Origin of the sequence: Peptoclostridium sp. AF21-18, from assembly GCF_003478825.1 — a bacterium.
Lineage (GTDB): Bacteria > Bacillota > Clostridia > Peptostreptococcales > Peptostreptococcaceae > Peptacetobacter.
This window is the reverse complement of sequence record NZ_QUGE01000011.1, coordinates 40,041-64,132: the sequence shown is the minus strand read 5'-3', so window position 1 is coordinate 64,132 and position 24,092 is coordinate 40,041. Positions and strand designations below refer to the sequence as shown.

Annotated in this window: 25 protein-coding genes; 7 read left to right on the top strand and 18 right to left on the bottom strand. The window is 31.2% G+C overall.

The genetic code is table 11. From position 1 onward, the window contains the following. Positions 1-73: 73 nt before the first annotated feature. The 5 genes from DWX74_RS06480 to DWX74_RS06460 all read right to left on the bottom strand — a co-directional run bounded on the left by DWX74_RS06480 (position 74) and on the right by DWX74_RS06460 (position 2,422). On the bottom strand, positions 74-256 hold the full coding sequence (locus DWX74_RS06480) for a hypothetical protein (protein WP_118549246.1): 183 nt from the start codon (positions 254-256) through the stop codon (positions 74-76). 139 nt (positions 257-395) lie between these two features. After that, positions 396-830, bottom strand: a complete 435-nt coding sequence (locus tag DWX74_RS06475; RefSeq protein WP_118549245.1) for a GyrI-like domain-containing protein — start codon at positions 828-830, stop codon at positions 396-398. A 161-nt stretch (positions 831-991) separates the two neighbouring features. Beyond that, positions 992-1,213 (bottom strand): helix-turn-helix transcriptional regulator, encoded by a 222-nt coding sequence (locus DWX74_RS06470; RefSeq protein ID WP_040410641.1) that lies wholly within the window; start codon positions 1,211-1,213, stop codon positions 992-994. Positions 1,214-1,228: 15 nt separating this feature from the next. Continuing rightward, positions 1,229-1,549, bottom strand: a complete 321-nt coding sequence (locus DWX74_RS06465) for a DUF6442 family protein (protein WP_118549244.1) — start codon at positions 1,547-1,549, stop codon at positions 1,229-1,231. A gap of 177 nt (positions 1,550-1,726) precedes the next feature. Continuing rightward, complete coding sequence (locus DWX74_RS06460; protein WP_118549243.1) at positions 1,727-2,422, bottom strand: conjugal transfer protein; 696 nt, start codon at positions 2,420-2,422, stop codon at positions 1,727-1,729. 182 nt (positions 2,423-2,604) lie between these two features. Here DWX74_RS06460 and DWX74_RS06455 point away from each other — a divergent pair, with 182 nt between their 5' ends. Further along, complete coding sequence (locus DWX74_RS06455; RefSeq protein ID WP_118549242.1) at positions 2,605-3,162, top strand: TetR/AcrR family transcriptional regulator; 558 nt, start codon at positions 2,605-2,607, stop codon at positions 3,160-3,162. A 263-nt stretch (positions 3,163-3,425) separates the two neighbouring features. Here the strand turns inward: DWX74_RS06455 and DWX74_RS06450 are convergent, their stop codons facing one another. Next, the gene (locus DWX74_RS06450) at positions 3,426-3,836 is read right to left on the bottom strand and encodes an SRPBCC family protein (protein ID WP_118549241.1); all 411 of its coding nucleotides are present in this window, start codon (positions 3,834-3,836) and stop codon (positions 3,426-3,428) included. 242 nt (positions 3,837-4,078) lie between these two features. Between DWX74_RS06450 and DWX74_RS06445 the strand changes: the two genes are divergently transcribed. Together DWX74_RS06445 and DWX74_RS06440 are read left to right on the top strand one after the other, a co-directional pair. Further along, the gene (locus DWX74_RS06445) at positions 4,079-4,492 is read left to right on the top strand and encodes a hypothetical protein (protein WP_118549240.1); all 414 of its coding nucleotides are present in this window, start codon (positions 4,079-4,081) and stop codon (positions 4,490-4,492) included. A gap of 4 nt (positions 4,493-4,496) precedes the next feature. Then, positions 4,497-4,703 (top strand): helix-turn-helix transcriptional regulator, encoded by a 207-nt coding sequence (locus DWX74_RS06440; RefSeq protein WP_118549239.1) that lies wholly within the window; start codon positions 4,497-4,499, stop codon positions 4,701-4,703. A 478-nt stretch (positions 4,704-5,181) separates the two neighbouring features. Here the strand turns inward: DWX74_RS06440 and DWX74_RS06435 are convergent, their stop codons facing one another. From DWX74_RS06435 to DWX74_RS06420, 4 genes are all read right to left on the bottom strand, one after another. Further along, the gene (locus DWX74_RS06435) at positions 5,182-5,652 is read right to left on the bottom strand and encodes a GyrI-like domain-containing protein (RefSeq protein ID WP_118549238.1); all 471 of its coding nucleotides are present in this window, start codon (positions 5,650-5,652) and stop codon (positions 5,182-5,184) included. After that, a complete protein-coding gene (locus DWX74_RS06430; protein WP_118549237.1) occupies positions 5,649-5,891 on the bottom strand; it encodes a DUF3781 domain-containing protein in 243 nt (80 codons plus the stop codon). Before DWX74_RS06430 ends, DWX74_RS06435 begins: the two co-directional genes overlap by 4 nt. A gap of 253 nt (positions 5,892-6,144) precedes the next feature. Beyond that, positions 6,145-7,521, bottom strand: a complete 1,377-nt coding sequence (gene rlmD / locus DWX74_RS06425; protein WP_118549236.1) for a 23S rRNA (uracil(1939)-C(5))-methyltransferase RlmD — start codon at positions 7,519-7,521, stop codon at positions 6,145-6,147. A 57-nt stretch (positions 7,522-7,578) separates the two neighbouring features. After that, positions 7,579-8,304, bottom strand: coding sequence for a pseudouridine synthase (locus DWX74_RS06420; protein WP_118549235.1), 726 nt, complete (start codon positions 8,302-8,304; stop codon positions 7,579-7,581). Positions 8,305-8,618: 314 nt separating this feature from the next. On the opposite strand from DWX74_RS06420, the gene fba reads away from it, so the two are divergent. The 4 genes from fba to DWX74_RS06400 all read left to right on the top strand — a co-directional run bounded on the left by fba (position 8,619) and on the right by DWX74_RS06400 (position 12,955). Next, entirely contained in the window at positions 8,619-9,545 is a 927-nt protein-coding gene (gene fba / locus DWX74_RS06415) for a class II fructose-1,6-bisphosphate aldolase (RefSeq protein ID WP_006440584.1), read from the top strand. A 634-nt stretch (positions 9,546-10,179) separates the two neighbouring features. Continuing rightward, positions 10,180-11,088 carry a cysteine synthase A gene (gene cysK, locus DWX74_RS06410; protein WP_199647588.1) on the top strand — a complete coding sequence of 303 codons (909 nt, stop codon included), beginning with the start codon at positions 10,180-10,182 and terminating at the stop codon, positions 11,086-11,088. Positions 11,089-11,183: 95 nt separating this feature from the next. Further along, positions 11,184-11,720, top strand: a complete 537-nt coding sequence (gene epsC, locus DWX74_RS06405; RefSeq protein ID WP_118549233.1) for a serine O-acetyltransferase EpsC — start codon at positions 11,184-11,186, stop codon at positions 11,718-11,720. Between the two features lie 344 nt (positions 11,721-12,064). Continuing rightward, positions 12,065-12,955, top strand: a complete 891-nt coding sequence (locus DWX74_RS06400; RefSeq protein ID WP_118549232.1) for a LysR family transcriptional regulator — start codon at positions 12,065-12,067, stop codon at positions 12,953-12,955. A 206-nt stretch (positions 12,956-13,161) separates the two neighbouring features. On the opposite strand, the gene purB is transcribed toward DWX74_RS06400, so the two are convergent. The 8 genes from purB to DWX74_RS06360 all read right to left on the bottom strand — a co-directional run bounded on the left by purB (position 13,162) and on the right by DWX74_RS06360 (position 24,090). Further along, positions 13,162-14,592 carry an adenylosuccinate lyase gene (gene purB / locus DWX74_RS06395; protein ID WP_118549231.1) on the bottom strand — a complete coding sequence of 477 codons (1,431 nt, stop codon included), beginning with the start codon at positions 14,590-14,592 and terminating at the stop codon, positions 13,162-13,164. A gap of 63 nt (positions 14,593-14,655) precedes the next feature. Beyond that, the gene (gene purC, locus DWX74_RS06390; protein WP_118549230.1) at positions 14,656-15,366 is read right to left on the bottom strand and encodes a phosphoribosylaminoimidazolesuccinocarboxamide synthase; all 711 of its coding nucleotides are present in this window, start codon (positions 15,364-15,366) and stop codon (positions 14,656-14,658) included. A gap of 117 nt (positions 15,367-15,483) precedes the next feature. Then, complete coding sequence (carB, locus tag DWX74_RS06385; protein WP_118549229.1) at positions 15,484-18,690, bottom strand: carbamoyl-phosphate synthase large subunit; 3,207 nt, start codon at positions 18,688-18,690, stop codon at positions 15,484-15,486. Next, the gene (locus DWX74_RS06380; protein WP_118549228.1) at positions 18,690-19,760 is read right to left on the bottom strand and encodes a carbamoyl phosphate synthase small subunit; all 1,071 of its coding nucleotides are present in this window, start codon (positions 19,758-19,760) and stop codon (positions 18,690-18,692) included. Before DWX74_RS06380 ends, carB begins: the two co-directional genes overlap by 1 nt. Before the next feature lie 19 nt (positions 19,761-19,779). Continuing rightward, complete coding sequence (gene purF, locus DWX74_RS06375; RefSeq protein ID WP_118549227.1) at positions 19,780-21,183, bottom strand: amidophosphoribosyltransferase; 1,404 nt, start codon at positions 21,181-21,183, stop codon at positions 19,780-19,782. A gap of 130 nt (positions 21,184-21,313) precedes the next feature. Next, a complete protein-coding gene (locus DWX74_RS06370) occupies positions 21,314-22,594 on the bottom strand; it encodes an adenylosuccinate synthase (protein ID WP_118549226.1) in 1,281 nt (426 codons plus the stop codon). 423 nt (positions 22,595-23,017) lie between these two features. Beyond that, positions 23,018-23,509, bottom strand: a complete 492-nt coding sequence (locus tag DWX74_RS06365) for a hypothetical protein (RefSeq protein ID WP_118549225.1) — start codon at positions 23,507-23,509, stop codon at positions 23,018-23,020. A 14-nt stretch (positions 23,510-23,523) separates the two neighbouring features. Continuing rightward, the gene (locus tag DWX74_RS06360; protein ID WP_118549224.1) at positions 23,524-24,090 is read right to left on the bottom strand and encodes a 5' nucleotidase, NT5C type; all 567 of its coding nucleotides are present in this window, start codon (positions 24,088-24,090) and stop codon (positions 23,524-23,526) included. Positions 24,091-24,092 lie beyond the last annotated feature (2 nt).

Sequence of the window (24,092 nt, the reverse complement as noted above, 5' to 3'; positions counted from 1 at the left end):
ACTTTCACCACAGATTAATAGCATGCCCGTCATACTAAAAAAGGTACCCGTCACACCAACGAGTACCTATATATTATCTTTTAAATACTAATATAGCTTTATCTGTCCCAACCATTGAAAAAGTAACTAGCTTGAAAGTATGTTTTTTCAGCATTTCTTCAGAAGCCTCTTCAATTTTTTTAGCAAGGTCTTCTAGTCCTTCTGTACTTTCAACGATTACAGTTGTATACCATTTTTTATTTAATTCACTAAACATAAGATTTCCCCCTCATTAATAGTTTATTATTTGTCATTATTATATCACTTTGATTTTTTATAATCTATATATTGTTTAAATTTTCTGATTATATAAATATTATATTTTGTATTAATTATCTTATAAAAAGTCCCCTTTTCTATTTTAAAGGAATACAGAATTCGCATAACTGTGAATTAATTTTATAGTTTGAATATCTCTCAATTATTGGTTTTGAAGTATCTACTGGTAAATTAGCTGTTATATTCTGTATATTTTTCCAAAAGTGCATAATATCTTCTTTTGTATGAGGAACTTCAAATATAGCGTATTCTCCATTTGCAATTTCACGAATAGGTAAATCATAATCTAACTCATCTCTAACTATAATACCAACATCATATCTTTGCATTGTTGTTGGTGTTTCTGCTGGATTATCTAAAGCAATACCAACTAAGACAGTATTTTCATCAAATAATCTATTCTCTTTTAAATATTCCTTAAATATTTCCATTAATTTTTTATTCTCTTTTCCATACTCTCCTACCCTACGCATGTATGCTATTTTTATATTTTCAAATTCTTCAATAATCATTTTAACACCTCTTTATAAAATCATTATCAAGCTTGATAAAGTAATTGTAAGTTCAATTAAAATGATTTTCAAGCTATTTTTTAATTCATAATATATTTTTACAAACTAAAAGGTAGATTATTATATAAACATCTACCTTTTAAAATTAACTATTATTTTTATTATTCAAATTGTTCTTCAAAATAGAATAATTCTTCAAACTTTTTATCTAATGCAATACATAGAATCAATGCTAATTTGGCTGTTGGATTAAACTGTCCTGTTTCAATTGAACTAATAGTATTTCTTGATACACCTATCATTTCAGCAAGTTCACTTTGTGAAAGACTTTTTTCTGCACGAGCTACTTTTAATCTATTTTTTAATATTAAATCATTCTTCATATTTTTCTTCATATCTTATATTACCTTCAATAAATCTCTCAATACGTAACTTAAAAAGAATGCAATTGCAGATAAGCATAATATAATACCACCCAAAAGTTCACTCTTTTGTGAGTTACTCTTATATCTTCCAATACATTCTGATCCTGTAAAAGCGCACCAAAAGCTCATTGGTATACAATAGTTTCCACCATTAAATAGTACTAAAATCATATATGCTGCAAGTGTTATACTTAACCCAATAAACCCATATCTTCTTCCAGTATTTTCTGCATAGATAACACCTTCATCTTCCATTTGTTCACGACTTTTTCTTAAAATTTCATCTCTGCTCATAACATTTCTCCTTTCCAAGCTACCTTGTCTTTTTGACAAGTTTTCTTTGTATTTATAATATAACATCGCCAAGTTTTATTGTCAATATTTTTGACAATAAAACTTGGTATTTTTGTTTATATATTTTAAACTACAATTTTAATTTATAATACCTTTTAGCATTCAATCGATACAGTATTAAAATTGGAATTCAGATATATTATCAAACTCATTATTTAATACATAGTAAACTCTATTTTCTTTTATAGAGTAAACAAAGGATACTCTTGTTGCCCATATTCCACTCTGAGAAACATTTTTCAATACATTAAAAGCATCTTCTACTGAAAATTTTTCATCTGATTTATTTAATATTTCTTTAGCAACTTCATATCTATCATCACCAGGAACAATATACTCTCTTGTTATATTTGGATTTAATATAGAATAATTTGTAATAAGAGAAAATTTTTCTTTCTCATATTTATATCCTATTCCAGGCTCAATAATTAGAACACGCCCATTCTTATCAGAAAGCATAGCTTGCATTGTTGCATCTTTAGCATAAGTAATTTTTTTATTTTTAACTATTTCTAGAGCATCATCAAAAGAAACTTCTCCTTTGATAAATTTTTCTGTTAAATCAGATACTGTAATACAATTACCATTATCAATATATTTTGCCTTCTCATTACCATGAACATAAAGAAGGGTTCCAACATTACCATTTTTATTTATTCCATGAAAAGAATGATAAATACCATCAGGCATTTTTATTCCAATAAAAAATATGTCTTCTTCTTTTATAACTTTATGATTCCATACAGAAAGATCTATATCAAAATTAAAACCAATAATTTCATCTACACCATTATAAACGAATCTTGTACACATGTAATTTCCTCCGCCTAACAACTATTATAAATAGTATTTTAACTAATCTTATTAGTATTTTAATTTCTTATACTGCAAAAGTCAATGAAATAAAATATTTTTTCTAATATATTTATTGACTTAACTAATTTGATTAGTTAAAATTGCATTTATATAAATTTATTATTAAAGAGGTTTATAATATGAAAACTACTAAAGAGTCAATAATAAAAATTACGTCAGAGTTAGTTGATGAAAAAGGATTACACAACGTTTCTCTAAAATTAGTTGCTGAAAAACTAAATATCCGTACACCATCTTTATATAATCATATAGAAAGTTTAGACTCTCTTCTTTTAGAGGTTGCTCATAATGGTATGCGTATAATGAATGAAAGAATGTTAAAAGTTGTAATTGGAAAAACTGGAAAAGAATCCATTAAATCTATTTCTGTTGAATATCTAAATTATATGATTGAACATCCCGGAGTTTATGAAACAATTCAATGGGCATCTTGGAATGGCACAAAAGAAACAGAAAATATTTTTAATAATTATCTTTCATTGCTAACTACACTTATAGAATCATGTGGTTTTTATAAAGCTGACACACTTAAAATATTAAATATGATAACTGGAATGATACATGGTTATACAACTCTACAATTAAGAAATGCTTTTTCTAATCCGGATAAAGTTAAATCTGAATTGTTAGATACAATAGATACTTTATTGATTGGTATATCAGAAAAGTATAGTTAGATATTTATGCTTTCATAACTTTATCTAAATAAAATTATATAATTAATAAAAAACTAAAAGGCAAGATACATAACTATTAGATAGCAACTATTTGAAATGCCATACATTTAACAGATACAACAATTTATCGTATTCCATGATCAAATAGTAGTTATTATCTTGCCTTTATATTTTTATATTAGTACTGATACATAGTACAATGTACTATGTAAATTCTAAAAATATGGATAATATTATATTATACTAAAAAATGATAACTAAACTTAAATGTCTTTATTTTTTTCTATAGCTTTTTTTAAATCATTAATAAATTGCATTTGTTGTTTTTTTAAATAAGATTTTATAAAAGGTTTCATAATCCATTTTTTAGGTATAACATTCTCTGTAAAATCAATTTGTGTTTTATTTTCTTTTGAGTTGAATACACCTATCCAATGCCCTTTCATATTACTGTTTTCCATATCAAATTCCCAACGTTTATAAGGTTCTAAAATAGTAACAGTAAATGTAGTAGCATATCCATCTTTTGTATACTCAATAAATTGATTGTCATTTATTATTTCTACTTTACTCAAATCGCTTCGCCATATGCTATATTTACCAACATCTAGAACAATATCCCAAACCTTTTGAATGTCTTTGTAGATAGTTGTATTTACATTTGAAATTGCCATTTTCATACACCCTTTCAAATTTAATTTGTACATTTCTTTGTATCTACTATTATATCAATTAGATAAATCTACTACAATCAAAAAACTAGTGTTGGTTTATTTTTGACACCACCAATTATATTAAATATATCTAACAATACTAAATGTTATATATTTTTCACATTTTTATTGACTTTATATACTAAATGTTATATATTTATAACAACAAAAGTTATATATTTATAACATCGGAGGTGTATATTATGAAATCTAAAACTATGAAAAAAGAGGTTAATTTAAGAATGTGGTTATTCTTTAAATCTGTGCCAGCTATACTATTATTTATCTATTATGCATTATGCACAGTAAACGGCTATAATCCAGTTTTTAGATACCTACACGCAGTAACTTTAGTTCTATCTATATTTCTCGTATATTGGCAACATTCTTTTGAAAAGAAAAATTGTATATTTGATGAGTTTGGTAGTGAAAATTTAAAAACAACTGATTCAGTATGTTTGAAATTTGCTTTTATGCTAATGGCTATTGAAACACTTGCTTGTATATTTGTTGATTTTAATGGTGTACTTGCCGGATATTTTGTTGTTGGTGGTATTGTAATTTTAACTATAATAAGAGCTACTATTTTTACAATTATTGATAAGAAGGGAATGTAGTTATATGTTAAAAACTAAAATAAAAGAATATAGAGAAAGTGCCGGAATGAAACAATCTGACTTAGCAAAACTTGTATCAGCTAGAAGAGAAACTATTTTACATTTAGAAAATGGTCGATATAACCCTTCTTTAAAACTAGCTATGGATATTGCAAAAGTTTTTAATGTTCCAGTAGAAGAATTATTTGAATTTGTAGATGATGAAGAATAAATATAAAGTAAATTAATTATATATACAAAAGTATAGTATATTTATATAATAAAATTATTTTTTAATTATAAAAAGCTACTCGTTATAACAACGAGTACCTAAATTGTATCCTCTTTTTTATAGGAATAATATCTAACTTGGTAGATTGAAGGATATAGACAACTCACTCGACAATCTGGAGACGTGCGAAAATTTTACACCGAAACATTTTACCTATACACACGTCGAAGCTGGAGAGGAGTTTGTCTATTCCTTCAATCCTCGAGAGATATTAACCTATAAATATATTAGCACTGACATGCCATATTCATTATCTTGTATAATTTAACAACACTTTCATAGTGAGGTGTATTAGGTAAATTCTAAAAACACGAATAATAACAAATTATATTAGCTTTTACTTTTATATACTATAAAATATAAAAAGCAGTCAATCCTAAGACTAACTGCTTTGTATGTAGGGATATAAAATTGTTTTTTAATCTTGAATAGGTACCCAAATTTCAATAACTGAATTATCTCTATTCCAACGGAAACGATAATCATATTTTTCAAAGTGCAGAATAATATTTTTTATAAGGGTATATGGTGTATTAGGAATAATTTCATGATAAATTTTTCTATATGTTTCATATATTTTCTCCATAGCACCGACATGCTCAGTGACCAAATATTTATAAGATGGTATTTCTTTATACAGAAAGTTGTCTGGTATAACAGTATTCTTGGGAATAGAACAAAAATAATAAAGTTTTCCATTTCTTCTTTCCATAAAAGCATATTTTACCCAATTTCCTGATTGTAAAAGATATGATTTCTTCAAATTACTATTAAACTTTCTCCAAAACTGCGTACTAATCTCAATATTCCTTTTTTGGTAATTCGTAAGTTCTACTTCCTTACCAATAACTGAAAATGCGTCTAGTTTTCTTATAGAATAATTCTTCATTTTAACTTATGAGCAGTAATAATTGTATAACTATTAGCATTTACCGTAATAATGCAATTATCAATAGTTACATACCAATTTTTTCCTTTTCTTATAATTTGAGCATTTGAAAGACTAATTTTTTCTTTACACCACTCAACAATATCTCTTATATCCAAAGATAAGTTTCTTTTTATTCTCATAATTCCAAGCTCAGTTGTATGCAGCTTATCTAAATTATCTAGTAATTCATTACTCATATCTTTACACCTCTTTTTTCAATAAACTTATACCAAAAAGGTCCCCGTCATAACAACGAGTACCTAAATTGTCTCCTCTATTTTATAGGAATAATATCTAACTTAATAGATTGAAGGATATAGACAACTCACTCGACAATCTGGAGACGTGCGAAAATTTTACACCGAAACATTTTACCTATACACACGTCGAAGCTGGAGAGGAGTTTGTCTATTCCTTCAATCCTCGAGAGATATTAACATATAAATTATATTAGCATTGACATGCCATATTCATTATTTTGTATAATTTTACAACACTTTCACAGTGTGGCGTATTAGGGAACATATCCATGCACTTAACCTTCTCTGGCATATATCCATAACCTATAAAATCTTTTAAATCATCAACTAAAGTCTTTGGATTACAAGAAATATACACTATCTCTTTAGCACCGAAATCGCATATATCTTTTATCGCCTGCTTGTGTATACCTGGTCTTGGAGGGTCAACAATTATTAAATCTGGCTTAACATCTAAGCTCTTAACAGTATCCTTAACATCTCCAGCAATAAATTCACAGTTGTCTAATCCATTTAACTTAGCATTTTCATTAGCTGCAACAACAGCCTCTTCTATTATCTCTATACCATATACTTTCTTAGCTTTTTCTGCCATTAACTGACCTATTGAGCCTGTTCCGCTGTATAAGTCGAAAACAACCTTATTAGAGTGATCTCCAATAAAATCTCTAGCTATAGTATAAAGCTGCTCTGCACCTTTTGTATTTGTCTGGAAGAATGAGAATGGAGATATTTTAAATTTAAGCCCTAATATCTCTTCGTGTAGATAATCTACACCGTATAATATTCTCATCTCATCACACTGAACTGCATCTGCAAGTCCGTCGTTTATAGTGTGAAGTATGCTCACTACATTTCCTTTTAATTCTAATCCATTTATCATATCAGCAAATTTGCTCATATCAAACTCGCACTGAGATGATGTTACTATATTTACCATTATTTCATCTGTGTGTATACCTTTTCTAACTACAAGATTTCTTAAATATCCCTCGTGGTTTACTACTCTGTAGTATGGTAACTCTGCATCCTGGAAGAATGCTAAAGACTCTTTTAATATTGTGTTGAAATCAGAATCAACTAACATACATCCGTCAACTGTCTGTATATCTATATGTCTACCTTTTTTGTGAAGTCCTAGTGTAAGTGGTCCACCTTTTACTTCATCACCAAAAGTGTATTCCATTTTATTTCTGTATCCAACATTGTCAGGACTTCCCTGAACACCTAAAAACTCAAATCCTCTTATTCCAGCATCTTCAAATAGTTCAAGTACCTGTTCTTCTTTTATTTCAAGCTGTTTTGAGTAATCTACAGAAAGCATAGTACATCCACCACAACCTTCAAAGTGAGGACAAACTTCCGCAGTTTCTATTGGAGATCTTTCTAAAAGCTCTACCATTTTAACATCTGCCTTACCTCTTCCAGTTCTTTTAACAGCAGCTTTAACTTTCTGTCCTTTTATTCCGCCTTTCATCTTTATTCTTCTATCTCCGTACTGGCTTATACTCACTCCGCCAAATTCCATTTTACCGATTTCAAATTCGATTATATCTCTCTTTTTCACGGTTACCTCCTATTATTCGATTATATTTTTTATAATTTATCAAATTGTCTAAACAACTTATTCTCTTACTTCTATTAATTTAACTTCTTCATCTGTAAGCTCTCTATATTCACCTAATTCAAGAGTTTCATCTAGTTTTAAAGCTCCCATAGAAAGTCTTTTTAAATATACCACTGTTTTTCCAACACTTTCAAACATTCTCTTAACCTGATGGAATTTTCCTTCGTGTATTGTAAGTTCTATCTCAGAAATATCATCAGATTTTAATATTACAAGCTCTGAAGGCATAGTTTCGTATCCATCGTCCAAAGTTACGCCCTGCTTGAATGCCTCAATATCTTCCTCAGTTACTTTTCCATCTATTTTTGCATAGTATGTTTTTGGAACATGCTTTTTAGGTGATAATACTCTATGTGCAAGCTGCCCATCGTTAGTCAACACAAGAAGTCCCTCAGTATCTTTGTCCAATCTTCCAACTGGGAATGGCTCAAACACTAAATACTCATCGTCTATTAAATCAAGCACTATTGGATCGTGTTTATCAAACGTCGCAGAAATATATCCATCTGGTTTATTCATCATTAGATATATAAATTCTCTGTAGTTTATCTTTTCTCCGTTGAACACTATTTCATCTATATCAGTATCTACTTGAAGCCCTGGATTAGAAACTGCTTTTCCATTTACAAAAACAAGCCCTTGTTTACAGAATTTTTTAAGCTCAGCTCTACTTCCATAGCCTAAGTTAGATAACACCTTGTCTACTCTTTGTTTCTTAGCCAAAATTTTCCCTCCTTTTTCAATTTTTATTTACATCATCGTATATTCTTCGCTTAAATCATAATATATTAATATTATCATTTTTTATCTTCAATTAACAGAAAAAAATCCGTTTATCTCAAGCAATAATCAGATTTTCAAAATTTTATTATAAAAAATCTATAAAAATATCATAAAAAATATTAACTCTAAATTTTTTTCAAAAAGAAAATGTTTGCAACGTACTGTTTTTCAATTTAGTCTATACCTTTTTTGTTTTTCTCTGTATAATATATTTGATGGATAAATTTTTAAAAGTTTATAGGAGGAATTTAAAAATGGCTTTAATTACTACTAAAGAAATGTTTAAAAAAGCTTATGAAGGTGGATACGCTATAGGTGCATTCAACATAAGTGACTTAGAACAGTTACAGGGTGTATTAGAAGGAGCAAAAGCTAAAAACTCATATGTTATGATACAGGCTTCTAAATCAGCTATACAGTATGCTGGACCTCATACATTAGTTGAAATGGTAAAAGCTGCATCTGATGAAATAGGTGTAGACGTTGCTCTTCACTTAGACCACGGTCCAAACTTCGAAACAGTTAAATCTTGTATAGATGCTGGATTCACTTCAGTTATGATAGACGGATCTCACTTCGATTTCGAAGAAAACGTAAGAGTTACTAAAGAAGTTGTTGACTACGCTCACGAAAGAGGAGTTGTTGTTGAAGCTGAATTAGGTGTATTAGCAGGTGTTGAAGATGAAGTTAGCTCAGATGTACACAAATACACTGACCCAGATGAAGCAGTTGAATTCGTTGAAAGAACAGGAGTTGACTCATTAGCTATAGCTATAGGTACTTCTCACGGTGCTTTCAAATTCAAAGGTGAAGCTGAATTAAAATTCGACATATTAGAAGAAATACAGAACAGATTACCAGGATTCCCAATAGTACTTCACGGTGCTTCTGCAGTTGATCAGGAATCAGTTGCTACTTGTAACGAATTCGGTGGAAATATAGCTGGTGCTAAAGGTGTTCCAGTTGACATGTTAAGAAAAGCATCTTCAATGGCAGTTTGCAAAATAAACATGGATACTGACTTAAGATTAGCTATGACTGCAGCTATAAGAAAATACTTAGCTGAAAACCCATCTCAGTTCGACCCAAGAAAATACTTAGGTGCTGGTAAAGACGCTATACAGGCTGTTGTAGAAAGCAAAATAGATAACGTTCTAGGATCAGAAAACTCTATAAACTAATTGTATTTTGATTTTACTTTGAAATTTTTTTGAAAGTGTGGCTTTTGCTACACTTTCTTTTTTTATTATCTTGACATATTTTAGATTTAGGTATATTATCAAGTTAAAGTAAGGATAACACATATCTTAAATAGATAAATTTTAGAAAAGAAAGGAATGGTCATGCTATGTGTTGCTGTTGTTGTTGCTACAATTCAAAACAATTAAATAACAGTATTTTTTATGGCGGGACTCTGACTTTCTCTAAAAACGGTGTTACTCTTTAATTTGATAAAATTTTTTAAAATTGAATTTCAAATCTATTGATTAAATAGATTTCTAATGCTGTTTTCATAAAAAATAAATACTCGTAGCAGGCCTGATAATAATTTTTGCATATCATCCCCTTTAGATATATTTTAGCCTTTGCTCTTTTACGAGTATATTTTATGGAAGCAGTTTTTTAATGTCAAAAATCCAATCAAATCTAGAATTATCAATCAAACAGATGTGAATCTACAATTCTTCAAAAGATAATCATAATTTTTTTAGACTGTCTTATTCCGCCAAAAGCAAAATATCTTTATTTTAAAAATTTCAAAACAAAATTCAAATAAAAATAATAGAGCAATTGGCTCAGACGGAGGAAAATATTATAATATACAACAAAATAACTGAAACTATAGGAAATACACCAGTTCTTAGATTCAAGGAATTTGAATCAGAAAATAGCGCAGAAATATACGGAAAGCTTGAATTCTTCAATCCTGGAGGTTCAATCAAAGACAGAATTGCAGCATTTATAATGGAAAAAATGCTACTTGATGGAACTATTAAACAGGGAGATACAATAGTAGAGCCTACTAGTGGAAATACAGGAATAGGAATTGCAATGGCTGCAGCTGCAAATGGATTAAAGGCTGTTATGGTTATGCCAGATACTATGAGTATAGAAAGACAGAAGATTTTAAAAGCATATGGCGCAGAAATAGTTCTAACTCCAGGAAAACTTGGAATGAATGGAGCTATTGCAAAAGCAGAAGAATTAGTAGAAGCTAGAGGATACAAAATGTTTGATCAGTTCAATAATAAATCTAATCCAGAAGCTCACAAAAACTCCACAGCAATAGAAATCATAAAAGACTTTGAAAACTTAGATGCATTTGTAGCTGGTGTCGGTACTGGAGGCACATTAACAGGAAATGCAAGTGTACTTAAAGAAAACTACAAAGATATTGAAGTAATAGCGGTTGAACCAGATTTATCTCCTGTTATCTCAGGTGGTAAGGCATCTCCTCACAAACTTCAGGGAATAGGTGCAGGGTTTATACCATCAATACTAGATACAGATTTAATAGATAAGATTGAACAAATTTCATCTGAAGAAGCTTATTCAAACGCTATAAAATCAGCATCAGATGTAGGAGTTATGCTTGGAATTTCAGGTGGTGCTGCACTAGCAGCTGCAATCAAAACAGCTGAAAGACTTGGTAAAGGCAAGAAAGTTCTATTTATAGCTCCCGATAATGGAGAAAGATACCTTTCAACAGATTTATACAAATAAGTTTTAAAAATCTGTACAAGTAATTTTTAAAGTGGCAGTTAGAAACATAAATAGAAAGAAATAAAAAATTATGATTAGGTTTTGGAGGATTAGACATGAGCAGTTTTAGAAATATAATAAACACATATAAAGCACAGGACCCAGCGGCGACAAATGCCCTGAGTATTATAATAAATTACCCTGGAATTCACGCGATATTTTTCCACAGAATAGCACATTTTATAAACAATCTGGGGTTAAAATTCTTAGCTAGATTTATATCGCAGGTAGCTAGATTCCTTACTGGTATAGAAATCCACCCTGGTGCAACTATTGGAAAAAGATTATTTATAGACCATGGAAATGGTGTTGTAATAGGTGAAACCGCTGAAATAGGCGACGATGTAGTGATGTTTCATCAGGTAACTCTTGGCGGTACAGGACACGATAAAGGAAAAAGACACCCTACAGTTGGAAATGGCGTTACTATAGCAACTGGTGCAAAAGTACTTGGAAATATAAAAATTGGGGATAACTCTAAAATAGGTGCAAATGCAGTAGTTCTTAAAAATGTGCCAGAAAATGCAACTGTTGTTGGAATACCAGCAAAAATAGTTAAACTAAACGGAGAAAAAGTAAATATGGCACTATAAATCATAGATATTTATTATAAAAAATACTTCAGATGTCATACATATTTACTAAAAATATGTTACATCTGAATTTTTTTTATCAAATTATAATGCTTTATTATTATATATTTTTTTCATTTCACCAAAATTGATAACGATTTCTTATTTACTTTTTCAAGTTTTTAATAAATTTCTCTTTTAAAATTCATAATTTTAATCATTTAAATTTTTAAGTTTTGTAGATAATTTATTCATATTATGTTATAATGTTAAATAATTAATTATTACAATTATATATTTTTTCTATGGATAAAAGATAGGTATTTGATGAATTTGTTTTTACATTTAAAAAAGGAGAAATTGTTATGAACTTATATCATCTTAAATATTTCGTTACTTTAGCCCATCTCGAACACTACACAAAAGCTGCTGAGCAGCTCTCAATCACTCAGCCTAGTCTTAGTCATGCTATAGCTTCACTAGAAAGAGAGATTAATATTCGCCTATTTGAAAAAGAAGGTAGAAATGTAGTGCTCACTAGAGCTGGGAAGAATTTTTTAACAGATATCGAGAAGGCTTTAGCTCTTATTGATGAAAGCATCAACTCAATACACCTTTCAGAAATAGGGGAAGGATGTATAGATATAGCTTTCCATAAAAATATGGCTGCTTCATTTATTCCGGATCTGGCAAGAAAATTTTTAAATGAACATACTGGGAAAAACATCGACTTTAAATTTTACTACGATGCTGAATCTACTGAGGAATTAATCAAGGGGTTATATTCAAAGAATTTTGATTTTATATTCTGTTCTAATAGAATAAATGAAAAAAATATAGAGTATACACCTGTATTTAAACAGAATGCTGTACTTCTAGTTCCAGAGGGACACCCTCTAGCCGATAAAGAATTTGTTTCTATAGACGACACATTAGAATATAATCACATTCTTTATACTAAAAATCATACACTTTCAGAAAAACTATCTTCTTATTTAAACAAGAAAGAATGCCGGGCAAATATATCTTACAAGACTGACGATTTAGGTGTTATAGCTTCTCTAGTAACTGGTGACTTTGGAATTTCAATAGTTCCAGAAAATACTTCATTAAATCTAAAGGGAGTTAAATCTATAGAAATATCAGACTTAGACTGGCAAAATATTGTATATATGGCTTATTTAAAATCTTCTTATGAAATACCACTTATAAATGAATTTAAAAAATTCATTGAAGAACATACAATCAATTTGTAGATATTAATCGGTTTTTTGGTTATTAGTCTATTAATGTTTACAAATAAATAAATAAATTAATTACTATAACATATTTTAAAGGTTCATATTTTTATTTTAAAAAGCTTAAAGTAGGACTCTTGGAATTTATCTGTCGTAACTTAAATCACTAAATAGAGTTCTTAAAAAAAGGGACTGTTGCAATTTATGCAACAGTCCCATATTTTTTATACATTTATTTCGTTGTCCATTTCTTTGTCGTCTTTGTGAGCTTCTAGTACTGGAGCAACTTCATTTTTTAGGAATTCTTCAACCTGCATTGGTGCGCATCCAACGTATTTTTCTGGTTTAAGTATTTCGTTTAATTCTTCAAGAGTAACACCAAACATTTCGTCAGCTGCTATTCTTTCTATTAGGTCGTTTTTCTTACCTTCAACCTTAACCATTCTACCAGCTTCTAAAGAATGTACTCTTATTCTTTCATGTAAGTCCTGTCTATTTCCACCTTTTCTAACAGCATCCATCATTATATTTTCTGTAGCCATAAATGGAAGTTCGCTCATTAATCTCTGTTCTATAACTTTTGGATATACAACTAATCCATCTGCAACGTTGCAGTATAAGCTTAGTATACTGTCTACAGCTAAGAATGCTTCTGGTACACTTATTCTCTTGTTGGCAGAGTCGTCTAATGTTCTTTCAAACCACTGAGTAGCTGTTGTTATAGCTGGGTTTAAAGCATCAACCATAACGTATCTAGCAAGTGCTGCTATTCTTTCACTTCTCATTGGGTTTCTCTTATATGCCATAGCAGAAGAACCTATCTGTTTCTTTTCGAATGGTTCTTCAACTTCTTTTAAGTGCTGAAGAAGTCTTATATCGTTTGAGAATTTTGTAGCTGACTGAGCTATACCAGATAATATATTAAGAACTTTGCTGTCTATTTTTCTAGTGTAAGTCTGTCCAGATACAGCTATTACTTTGTCGTATCCCATTTTTTCAACTATTTTTTTATCAAGCTCTTTTACTTTTTCGTAATCCCCTTCAAATAATTCAAGGAATGAAGCCTGTGTTCCTGTTGTTCCTTTTGATCCAAGAAGTTTTTTATCTGATAAGAAGTGTTCTATTTCTTCTAAATCATATAATAAATCCTGTATCCATAATGTAGCTCTCTTACCTACTGTTGTTGGCTGAGCTGGCTGAAAATGAGTAAATCCAAGTGTTGGAAGACTTTTGTACTCATCAGCAAATTTAGATAATGCTTTTATAGCCATTACTAATTTTGTTCTAACAAGTTCCATACCTTCATACATTAGTATTAAGTCTGTGTTATCTCCAACGTAGCAAGAAGTAGCACCTAAGTGTATTATACCTGCTGCTTTAGGGCACTGCTGTCCGTAAGCGTAAACATGAGACATAACATCGTGTCTAACTTCTTTTTCTCTTGCAACGGCTACATCGTAGTTTATATCGTCCTGATTTGCTTTTAATTCGTCTATCTGTTCCTGAGTTATTTCAAGACCTAGCTCCATTTCTGATTCAGCTAGTGCTATCCATAATTTTCTCCATGTACGGAATTTTTTGTCATTAGAGAAAAGCTGTTTCATCTCTTTACTCGCATAACGTGATGTTAGTGGTGACTGATATATTTCGTTCATATTATCCTCCGATTTTTATTTTAATTTTTATTATACTCTTTTTGTTTATATAATAAGTTCAGATTATATTCCTAATCTGCTCATTACTTCATCATAGGCTTCTTTCACTCCACCTAAATCTCTTCTAAATCTATCTTTATCTAGTTTTTCGTGAGTGTTTATATCCCAAAGTCTGCAAGTGTCAGGAGATATCTCATCTGCTAAGATTATTCTTCCATGGTATCTTCCCATTTCTATTTTGAAGTCTACTAATTCTATGTCAGCCTGTTTGAAATACTCTATTAAGAAATCATTTATTTTCATTGTCATATCTTTTATAGCGTCTAGTTCTTCCTTAGTAGCTGCACCTATTGCCATTATCTGGCTGTCGTTTATCATTGGATCTCCAAGTGCATCGTCTTTTAAGCAGAATTCTAATGTAGGATTTTTTAGTACAGTTCCTTCTTCTACACCAAATCTCTTAGAAAAGCTACCCGCAGCTATGTTTCTAACTATTATTTCAAGTGGTACTATTTCCACCTTTTTAACTATTGTTTCTCTATCTGAAATTTCTTCAACTAAATGAGTTTCTACTCCCTTTTCTTCTTCTAGTTTTTTAAATATAAAGTTGGCCATTCTGTTGTTTATAACACCTTTTCCGTCTATCTGTCCTTTTTTAAGTCCATTGAATGCAGTTGCATCGTCTTTGTATGATATTAATAAGCAATCATCATTCCCTTCTATTTCATAGACTCTTTTGGCTTTACCTTCATATAACATTTTTCCTTTTTTCATCTTAGTTTCCTCCCCTTAAAGTATACATTTCACAATATTCTATAAGTTCAAATTCTAAACTGCACATATATTAAGTTTTCTATTATATATGTGCAGTTTTCATCATCACTTACAATTTTATACATATATTGAATTTATATCAACTAGTCTGGTATTTTCTTCTGAGTAGTGACTTAATAAACTTTCTGCAAGTGCATTTGCTGTGTCTATTGAAGTTAGACAAGGAACAGCGTAATCTATTGCTTTTCTTCTGATTTTAACACTGTCTCTTGTAGGTATTCTACCCTTAGAAGATGTTGAAATTACATATTTTACTACTCCACTTTCTATTAGCTTACTTGTGTTGTTTACTCTGTCTTCGTGAATTTTATTTACTACTGTAACATCCATTCCTTCTTCTTCAAGAACTTTGGCAGTTCCTTCTGTAGCGTATAATTTAAATCCTAGTCTTTCAAATTTTTCAGCTACTTCTGCTATTTCTGGTTTATCTCCATCTTTTACAGATATAAATACTCCACCGTCTTTTTCCATATGGTATCCAGCAGCTGCTAGTCCTTTAAATACTGCTTCTTTTAGATTTCTACCTATACCTAAAACTTCTCCAGTAGATTTCATTTCTGGTCCTAAGTGTACATCTAGGTCTATTAATTTTTCGAATGAGAATACTGGTACTTTGGCTGCAAAGTATTTCTGTCCTTTAAATAGCCCTGTTCCAAATCCCATATCTTTTATTTTTTCGCCAAGCATTGCTCTAACTGCAAGCTCAACCATTGGAACACCAGTTATTTTACTTAGGTAAGGTATTGTACGAGAAGATCTTGGATTTACTTCTATTACATATATTTTTCCTTCGTATATAACGTACTGTATATTTACAAGTCCCTTAGTTTTTAAAGAAACTGCAAGCTGTTTTGAGTATTCGACTATTTTTTCTTTTAGTTTTTCACTTATATTCCATGAAGGACAAACTGCTATAGAGTCACCTGAGTGTACTCCTGCTCTTTCTATATGTTCCATTATTCCCGGAATTAATATATCCTCTCCATCACATATAGCATCAACTTCTACTTCTACACCCATCATATATTTATCTATTAGTATTGGGTTGTCCTTTTTGTTTGATTTTAGTATTATTTTCATGTATTCTTTGATATCTTCATCGCCGAATGCAATTATCATATTCTGTCCACCTAATACGTAAGATGGTCTCATAAGTACTGGGTATCCAAGTTCATTTGCAGCTTTTAAGGCTTCATCTTCTGTAAGAACTGTATGTCCCTGTGGTCTTTTTATGTGTAGAGATTCAAGAAGTTCATCAAATCTTTCTCTATCCTCTGCCATATCTATGCTTTCTGCACTAGATCCTAATACATTTATTCCCTGACTTTCTAGGAACTTAGTTAGGTTTATAGCTGTCTGACCACCAAATGCAACTACTACTCCATAAGGTTTTTCTGTATTCATTACGTTCATTACATCTTCTGGAGTAAGTGGTTCAAAGTATAGTCTATCCGCTGTATCAAAGTCTGTAGATACAGTTTCTGGGTTGTTGTTTATTATAACAACATCAAATCCTGCTTTTTTAAGTGCCCATACACAGTGAACTGCAGAGTAGTCGAATTCTATCCCCTGTCCTATTCTTATCGGTCCTGAACCAAGAACTACTACAGTTTTTCTATCTCTTATTCCTTTTCTTTCTATAAACTCATCCGCTTCATTTACTTCATCACAGCAACTATAGAAGTATGGAGTTTCTGCTTTAAATTCTCCTGCACAAGTATCGACCATTTTAAATGACGCTGGAGCTGAGTAATTTACTTTTTCTCCACTTATTCTTTCTATTGTAGAGTTTAAGAATCCGTATCTTTTTGCAACGTTATAAGTAGCTTCTGATACATTTCCTTTAGATAGTTCTTTTTCTACTTCTGCTATGTTTTTCATTTTATATAAGAACCAGTTATCTACTTTTGTTATTTCATGTATTTCTTCACAAGATATTCCTCTTTTTAATGCTTCATATATTACGAATACTCTTTCATCGTTGCATACATGAAGAGCTTCTTTTACCTGTTCATCTGAATACGCAGCAACTTTTGGAAGAGTACAGCAATCTGTTTTGTTTTCAGATCCTCTAACAGCTTTCATAAGTGCAGTTTCAAAGTTCTGTCCTATAGCCATTACCTCACCTGTAGCCTTCATCTGAGTACCAAGTTCTCTCTTAGCATACACAAACTTGTCAAATGGCCATTTAGGGAATTTAACAACAACATAGTCAAGAGCTGGCTCGAAGCATGCGTAAGTCTGTTTAGTTATTTCATTTTTTATTTCATCTAATCTATATCCAAGTGCTATTTTTGCAGCAACTTTTGCTATTGGGTATCCTGTAGCTTTTGAAGCTAGAGCTGAAGATCTTGAAACCCTTGGGTTTACTTCTATTACAGCGTATTCGTCGCTATTTGGATTAAGTGCGAACTGACAGTTACATCCACCTTCAACACCCATAGCATCAACTATTTTTATAGCTGCTGTTCTAAGCATCTGGTATTCTTTATCTGCAAGTGTAACCGCTGGAGCTATTACTATACTGTCTCCTGTATGTACTCCAACTGGGTCAAAGTTTTCCATTGAACATACAGTTATAGCATTTCCTGCTCCATCTCTTACAACTTCAAACTCTATTTCTTTCCATCCAGATATACATTTTTCAACTAATATCTGTGTTATTGGAGATAATCTAAGTCCATTTTCTGCAATCTTTTTAAATTCTTCCTCGTCGTTTGCGATTCCACCACCGCTTCCTCCAAGAGTAAACGCTGGTCTAACTATTACTGGGTAACCTATTTTTCCTGCGAATTCTACAGCAGAATCTAGGTCTTCAACTATTTCTGAAGGTATTACAGGCTGTCCTATTTCAAGCATTGTATCTTTGAACATCTGTCTATCTTCAGCTTTATCTATTGTTTCTGGATCTGCTCCAAGAAGCTTAACACCCATTTTTTCTAGGTATCCTTCCTTAGCTAACTGCATTGAAAGAGTTAGAGCTGTCTGCCCACCTAATGTAGAAAGTATACTGTCTGGTCTTTCTTTTTCTATTATTCTTTTTAATGTAGTAACTGTTAATGGCTCTATATATATTTTGTCAGCCATTGCGTTGTCAGTCATTATAGTCGCTGGATTTGAGTTAACTAGTATAACTTCCTTTCCATCTTCTTTTAAAGCCTGACAAGCCTGTGTTCCAGAATAATCAAATTCCGCTGCCTGTCCTATTACTATAGGCCCTGAACCTATTAAAAGTACTTTCTGTATGTCGTTATTTTTAGGCATTATATCTCAACTCCTTCCATTAAACTTATAAATCTATCAAATAAATATGCTGTATCCTGTGGTCCACCGCAAGCTTCTGGATGGAACTGTACTGAGAATACTGGCATATCTGTGTATTTTATTCCTTCGCAAGTACCGTCATTTACATTTGTAAATAATAATTCTGCATTTTTAGGTAATTCATCATTGTCAACTGCATATCCATGATTCTGGCTTGATACGTATATTCTTCCTGTTGAAAGGTCTTTAACAGGCTGATTTCCACCTCTGTGTCCATATTTTAATTTAATAGTAGTTCCTCCCTGAGAAAGAGCTAATAACTGATGACCTAAACAAATTCCAAATGTAGGTATATTTGCCTTGCATAGTTCTTTTAATTCTTCTATTATTTTTACATTGTCCTTTGGATCTCCAGGTCCATTAGATAGCATTATTCCGTCTGGATTTAATGCTTTTATTTCCTCAGCTGTTGTAGATGCAGGCACTGTTGTTACATTGCATCCTCTTTTTAATAATTCTCTTCTTATATTTTTCTTGGCACCGAAGTCCCATAATACTACGTTATACTTAGCATCTTCCACTTTATCAGTAAATGACTCTTCACAAGTAACTGCTTCAACCATATCAAAGTATTCTACATCTATTTTTTCAGTCTCTTTAACTGGTTCAGAAGTTATTTTTGCCTTCATAGTACCATGTTCTCTAAGTACTCTTGTAAGTTCTCTTGTATCTATACCGTATACTCCTGGTATATCGTTCTTTTTAAGGTATTCATCAAGTGTACCCTCACATCTGTAGTTAGAAGGATGTTCACAGTACTCTCTAACTATATAAGCTTTTACAAAAGAGCCGCTACTTTCGGCATCTTCTTCTATTATTCCGTAGTTTCCTATAAGTGGGAATGTCTGAACAACTATCTGCCCACAGTAACTTGGGTCTGTAAGTGTTTCAAAATATCCTGTCATTCCAGTAGTAAATACTATTTCGCCAGTTATTTCCTTTTCCCGTCCAAAAGATTTTCCTTCAAAAATCTTTCCATTTTCAAGAATTAAGTTGATTTTCTTTTCCAAAGTTAGTGCCTCCTTTTTTCTATTCAAACTGTGATTTGCTGTAGTTTTCTATTATAAGAGGGTAATTTCCATCGAAGCATCCTGTACAGAAATCTCTGCAACATTTTCCACATGCTTTCTTTAACCCCTCTATGCTTATAAATCCTAGTGAATCAGCGCCTATGCTTTTTCTGATTTCTTCTAATTCCATTTTATTTGCTATTAGATTTTCTTCGCTATCTATATCTGTTCCAAAGTTACAAGTGTGTTTGAACATCGGTGAAGATACAAGCATATGCACCTCTTTAGCACCTGCCCGTCTTACATTTTTGATTATCTTAGCACTTGTAGTTCCTCTTACTATAGAGTCGTCTATAAGTATTACTCTCTTATCTTTTAAATTACTTGCAAGAGGATTTAATTTTAGTTTAACCGCTTTTTCTCTCTGCTCTTGTGTTGGGAATATGAAGCTTCTTCCAATGTATCTATTCTTTACAAATCCAAATTCAAAAGGCATATTGCTTTCTTTTGCATATCCAATGGCTGCCTCTATTCCACTATCTGGCACACCACATACGACATCTGCGTCTATTTTGAATTCTTTTGCAAGTTCTCTTCCCATGTTTATTCTTGCATCGTATACATTTAATCCATCTATGTTTGAGTCTGTTCTGGCAAAGTATACATACTCAAATATACAAGAGCCCTTTTTTTCTCTATTTAATATCATTTTGCTATCTATAGAAAGGTCTTCGTTTATTACGACCATTTCTCCTGGTTCAATATCTCTAATTAATTCATAGTTTATACTATCAAATGCACAGCTTTCAGATGCTACAGCTATACCACTTTCACCTTTACCTATACAAAGAGGTCTAAATCCCCATCCATCTCTTATCGCTACTAGTTTGTTTTGAGATGTCATTATAACAAGTGAAAATGCACCTTCTAGTTTTTCAACTGCTTTTTCAATAGCTTTTAATTCATCTTTTTCTGTAAGCATTTCAAATGCGATTAATTTCGCTATAGATTCACTATCATTAGTAGATCTAAATATACAACCTTCTTTTTCAAGACCTTTTCTTATTTCCATTGAGTTTACAATATTCCCATTGTGAGCAACTGCAACCCTTCCCCTTAAATACTCCGCTAGTATTGGCTGAGTATTGGCCTTTGAGTTAGAGCCTGTTGTAGAGTATCTAACGTGTCCTATAGATACTTCAGCATCTCCTAAGTCGCTTATATCCTTTGGTGAGAATACCTCGCTTACTAATCCCTTATTTTTAAATAAATTTATTTTTTCTCCAACTAACGATGCTATTCCTGCACCTTCCTGACCTCTGTGCTGAAGTGCCATAAGTGCAGAATGAGTCATACTAGCTGAATCATTTTCTTTGGTTCTTATCCCAAAAACTCCACATTCTTCTCTTAACTTTTCTTCCATTCTTCTATTCCTCTTTTTTGATATAGTTTTTATTTACTTTATAGTTTTTCTTTTAAATAGGGATATGCCCTGTAAAAATTTACAAAACATATCCCATTATTCTCAAATTGTCTGCAACGATGCAAAAATACTAGTCTGGTACTACTATGTATTCTTCTCTTTCAGCTCCAACTGAAACGTATTTTATCTTGCACCCAACAGCTTTTTCTATATATTTTATGTATTCTCTAGCTGCTTCTGGTAACTCTTCTAATTTTCTGCAACCAGATATATCTTTATGCCATCCATCTACATATTCATAAACTGGTTTAGCATTTTCTAATTTTTCCCCTATTGGGAATACATCTAATTCTTTTCCTTCAAAAGTATATCCTACACATACTGGTATTTTATCCATGTATGAAAGAACGTCCAATTTAGTAAGAGCTATTTCATCTGCTCCCTGCATTCTAACACCGTATTTAGATGCAAGAACATCAAATCCACCAACTCTTCTTGGTCTACCTGTAGCTGCACCATATTCGTTACCAGCTTTTCTTAAATGTTCTGCTTCTTCTCCAAATAATTCAGCTGTGAAAGGTCCTTCACCAACACAAGTAGAGTAAGCTTTCATTATACCTACAGTAAGGTCTAATTTTCTATTTGGCACACCAGCCCCTATTGGTGCATAAGAAGCTATAGTTGATGATGAAGATGTAAATGGATATATACCAAAGTCTATATCTCTTAAAGCACCTAACTGTGCTTCAAACATTACATTTTTACCATTTGCAGCTGCATTATCTATGAAAAGACCTGTATCACATATATAATCTTTTAATTCATATCCGTACTCTTTTATCCATGCAAACATTTCTTCTGCATCTAATTTTTCAGATTCGTAACCTTTTTCTATCATAAGGTTTTTCCATTCAACTATATTTGCTATTTTAGCTTTTAAGCTTTCTTCACTATCAAGAAGATCTCCCATTCTTATACCTTTTTTCATGTATTTATCTCCGTATACTGGAGCTATACCTCTTCTTGTTGAACCGTACTTAGCGTCTTTTAATCTTTCTTCTTCTAAGCAGTCCTGCTGAACGTGATATGGCATACATATTATAGCTCTATCACTTATTTTTAAGTTTGCTGGAGTTATTTTTATTCCAGCTTCTCTTAATCTTCCCATTTCTCCATGAAGATGTTTTAAATCTATTACTACACCGTTCCCCATAACATTTACAACATCTTCTCTTAATATTCCTGATGGAAGTAGATTAAGAACGAATTTTCCTTTTTCATTTATTACTGTATGTCCCGCATTGTTTCCACCCTGGTATCTTACAACAACATCGTAATCTTCTGAAAGAAGGTCTACCATTCTTCCTTTTCCTTCGTCTCCCCAGTTTATTCCTGTTATAGCTGTTAACATATATTACCTATCCTTTCTACCGCCCTACTGCGATAATGACAATATTTAAAGTACTCAATAGTACTTTACTACCCATTTTTTTCTTAGTTCAAAATGTGGTTTAGATGAACTTTCTATTTTTCGCCCCAAAAAAGGTGTTTACCAAAAGAAGGGTATAGAAATTCCCAAATGAATTTAAAAAATTACCCTTTTCCCCTGATAAACACCCTCATGTTCAAATCTAGGTTATTATATCATTCTATCAAGTAATATGTCAACCAAGGAAAACGTTACACAAAAATATTTTTGAAATTTTATCATAAATATTCGTTATATAACGAAATATATTTAATATTTTTGTGAAATAAAACGCATTTATTTCTTTTGAGGCACAAAAAAACTACAAGGTATATAATAACCTTGCAGTCAATTCCATTTTATTAACTAACTATAGAATTTTGAAGCTCCTGAAAGCCGTCTTCTTCCAACTATTTTAACTATACTATCTAGTTTCTGTATTTCAATTCTTTTAAATGCTACTAAAAGTATAAATTTAAAATCATCAAAATCCTGACCTATACTGTATATTTCAAAATGACATCTTACATCGTCAAATCCATATTTTTCCTGTAAATCCTCTTCAAATTCGTCTGTAAAACCTTTTATATAATCTCTTATATCTTCAAAGAACATATCAAAATATCCTTCTTCTAACCCTTCTGTAAGAGAACTCACTATTGGATCTAAATCATATTTATTAGATAAGAATAAATCTTTAGCCAGCTGACAATCAAATACTAATATATCTTTTTCTTTTATAGTGTCTGATATGTCCTGACATTTTTCTATATCCTCGCTCATCAAAAGTAAATCTTTTATATCTCTACTCTTGACCTGTATTTTTCCATTGTCATTCATTAGCTTTAAAGAAACCATTTTTTCTACCCCCTTTATTTTAGTCTATTGGAGATGAATTCATCAATCTCTTTCCAATTTCTTACCCTAGTTATATTATCACATTCTACATCTTTATTGTAGTTTGTGTCAATCAAAAGAACATCAATTCCATTTTTTGCTATATCCATAGCATTGTTTGGATCGTCTTCAATAAAAATATCGCATCCCAATTCAAGTGCTTTTCCACTTTTCTTGACTGGCCCCAATAAATATATATTGTTTGCATTTATACCGTACTTATCAAACCATTTTTCAGTGATTTCTTTTAAGCACTCTCTTCTCGCAGTTACAAAATATACATTTATATCCTCAGAATTCTCAAGTTTTTTAATTACTTCTACTGCAAATTCTGCTGGTTCTGCAGCTTCATATGTATAGCTGTAATTATTGTCAAAGTTTATATAAAAATCTCCTTCAACAGTTCCATAAAGCTGCTCCCAATCAAGTGTAGTATACTGCTCTTTTGTTATGTTTTTTCCAAAAATTTCATTTAAAAACGGTATAAATCCATAAGGATCCGTTACCGTTCCATCTATATCTATACCTATATTTATACCCATTT

What these genes read in the sequence shown, in the direction of transcription:
- DWX74_RS06450 (WP_118549241.1), bottom strand. Translation starts at nt 3,836, where the DNA reads ATGGCAATTTCAAATGTAAATACAACTATCTACAAAGACATTCAAAAG.
- DWX74_RS06470 (WP_040410641.1), bottom strand. Translation starts at nt 1,213, where the DNA reads ATGAAGAATGATTTAATATTAAAAAATAGATTAAAAGTAGCTCGTGCA.
- DWX74_RS06445 (WP_118549240.1), top strand. Translation starts at nt 4,079, where the DNA reads ATGAAATCTAAAACTATGAAAAAAGAGGTTAATTTAAGAATGTGGTTA.
- fba (WP_006440584.1), top strand. Translation starts at nt 8,619, where the DNA reads ATGGCTTTAATTACTACTAAAGAAATGTTTAAAAAAGCTTATGAAGGT.
- DWX74_RS06435 (WP_118549238.1), bottom strand. Translation starts at nt 5,652, where the DNA reads ATGAAGAATTATTCTATAAGAAAACTAGACGCATTTTCAGTTATTGGT.
- DWX74_RS06370 (WP_118549226.1), bottom strand. Translation starts at nt 22,594, where the DNA reads ATGTTAACAGCTATAACAGGAATAAACTGGGGAGACGAAGGAAAAGGA.
- purB (WP_118549231.1), bottom strand. Translation starts at nt 14,592, where the DNA reads ATGAACGAAATATATCAGTCACCACTAACATCACGTTATGCGAGTAAA.
- DWX74_RS06455 (WP_118549242.1), top strand. Translation starts at nt 2,605, where the DNA reads ATGAAAACTACTAAAGAGTCAATAATAAAAATTACGTCAGAGTTAGTT.
- DWX74_RS06400 (WP_118549232.1), top strand. Translation starts at nt 12,065, where the DNA reads ATGAACTTATATCATCTTAAATATTTCGTTACTTTAGCCCATCTCGAA.
- DWX74_RS06465 (WP_118549244.1), bottom strand. Translation starts at nt 1,549, where the DNA reads ATGAGCAGAGATGAAATTTTAAGAAAAAGTCGTGAACAAATGGAAGAT.
- purC (WP_118549230.1), bottom strand. Translation starts at nt 15,366, where the DNA reads ATGAAAAAAGGAAAAATGTTATATGAAGGTAAAGCCAAAAGAGTCTAT.
- epsC (WP_118549233.1), top strand. Translation starts at nt 11,184, where the DNA reads ATGAGCAGTTTTAGAAATATAATAAACACATATAAAGCACAGGACCCA.
- carB (WP_118549229.1), bottom strand. Translation starts at nt 18,690, where the DNA reads ATGCCTAAAAATAACGACATACAGAAAGTACTTTTAATAGGTTCAGGG.
- DWX74_RS06460 (WP_118549243.1), bottom strand. Translation starts at nt 2,422, where the DNA reads ATGTGTACAAGATTCGTTTATAATGGTGTAGATGAAATTATTGGTTTT.
- purF (WP_118549227.1), bottom strand. Translation starts at nt 21,183, where the DNA reads ATGGAAGAAAAGTTAAGAGAAGAATGTGGAGTTTTTGGGATAAGAACC.
- DWX74_RS06360 (WP_118549224.1), bottom strand. Translation starts at nt 24,090, where the DNA reads ATGGGTATAAATATAGGTATAGATATAGATGGAACGGTAACGGATCCT.
- DWX74_RS06475 (WP_118549245.1), bottom strand. Translation starts at nt 830, where the DNA reads ATGATTATTGAAGAATTTGAAAATATAAAAATAGCATACATGCGTAGG.
- DWX74_RS06440 (WP_118549239.1), top strand. Translation starts at nt 4,497, where the DNA reads ATGTTAAAAACTAAAATAAAAGAATATAGAGAAAGTGCCGGAATGAAA.
- DWX74_RS06365 (WP_118549225.1), bottom strand. Translation starts at nt 23,509, where the DNA reads ATGGTTTCTTTAAAGCTAATGAATGACAATGGAAAAATACAGGTCAAG.
- DWX74_RS06480 (WP_118549246.1), bottom strand. Translation starts at nt 256, where the DNA reads ATGTTTAGTGAATTAAATAAAAAATGGTATACAACTGTAATCGTTGAA.
- DWX74_RS06430 (WP_118549237.1), bottom strand. Translation starts at nt 5,891, where the DNA reads ATGAGTAATGAATTACTAGATAATTTAGATAAGCTGCATACAACTGAG.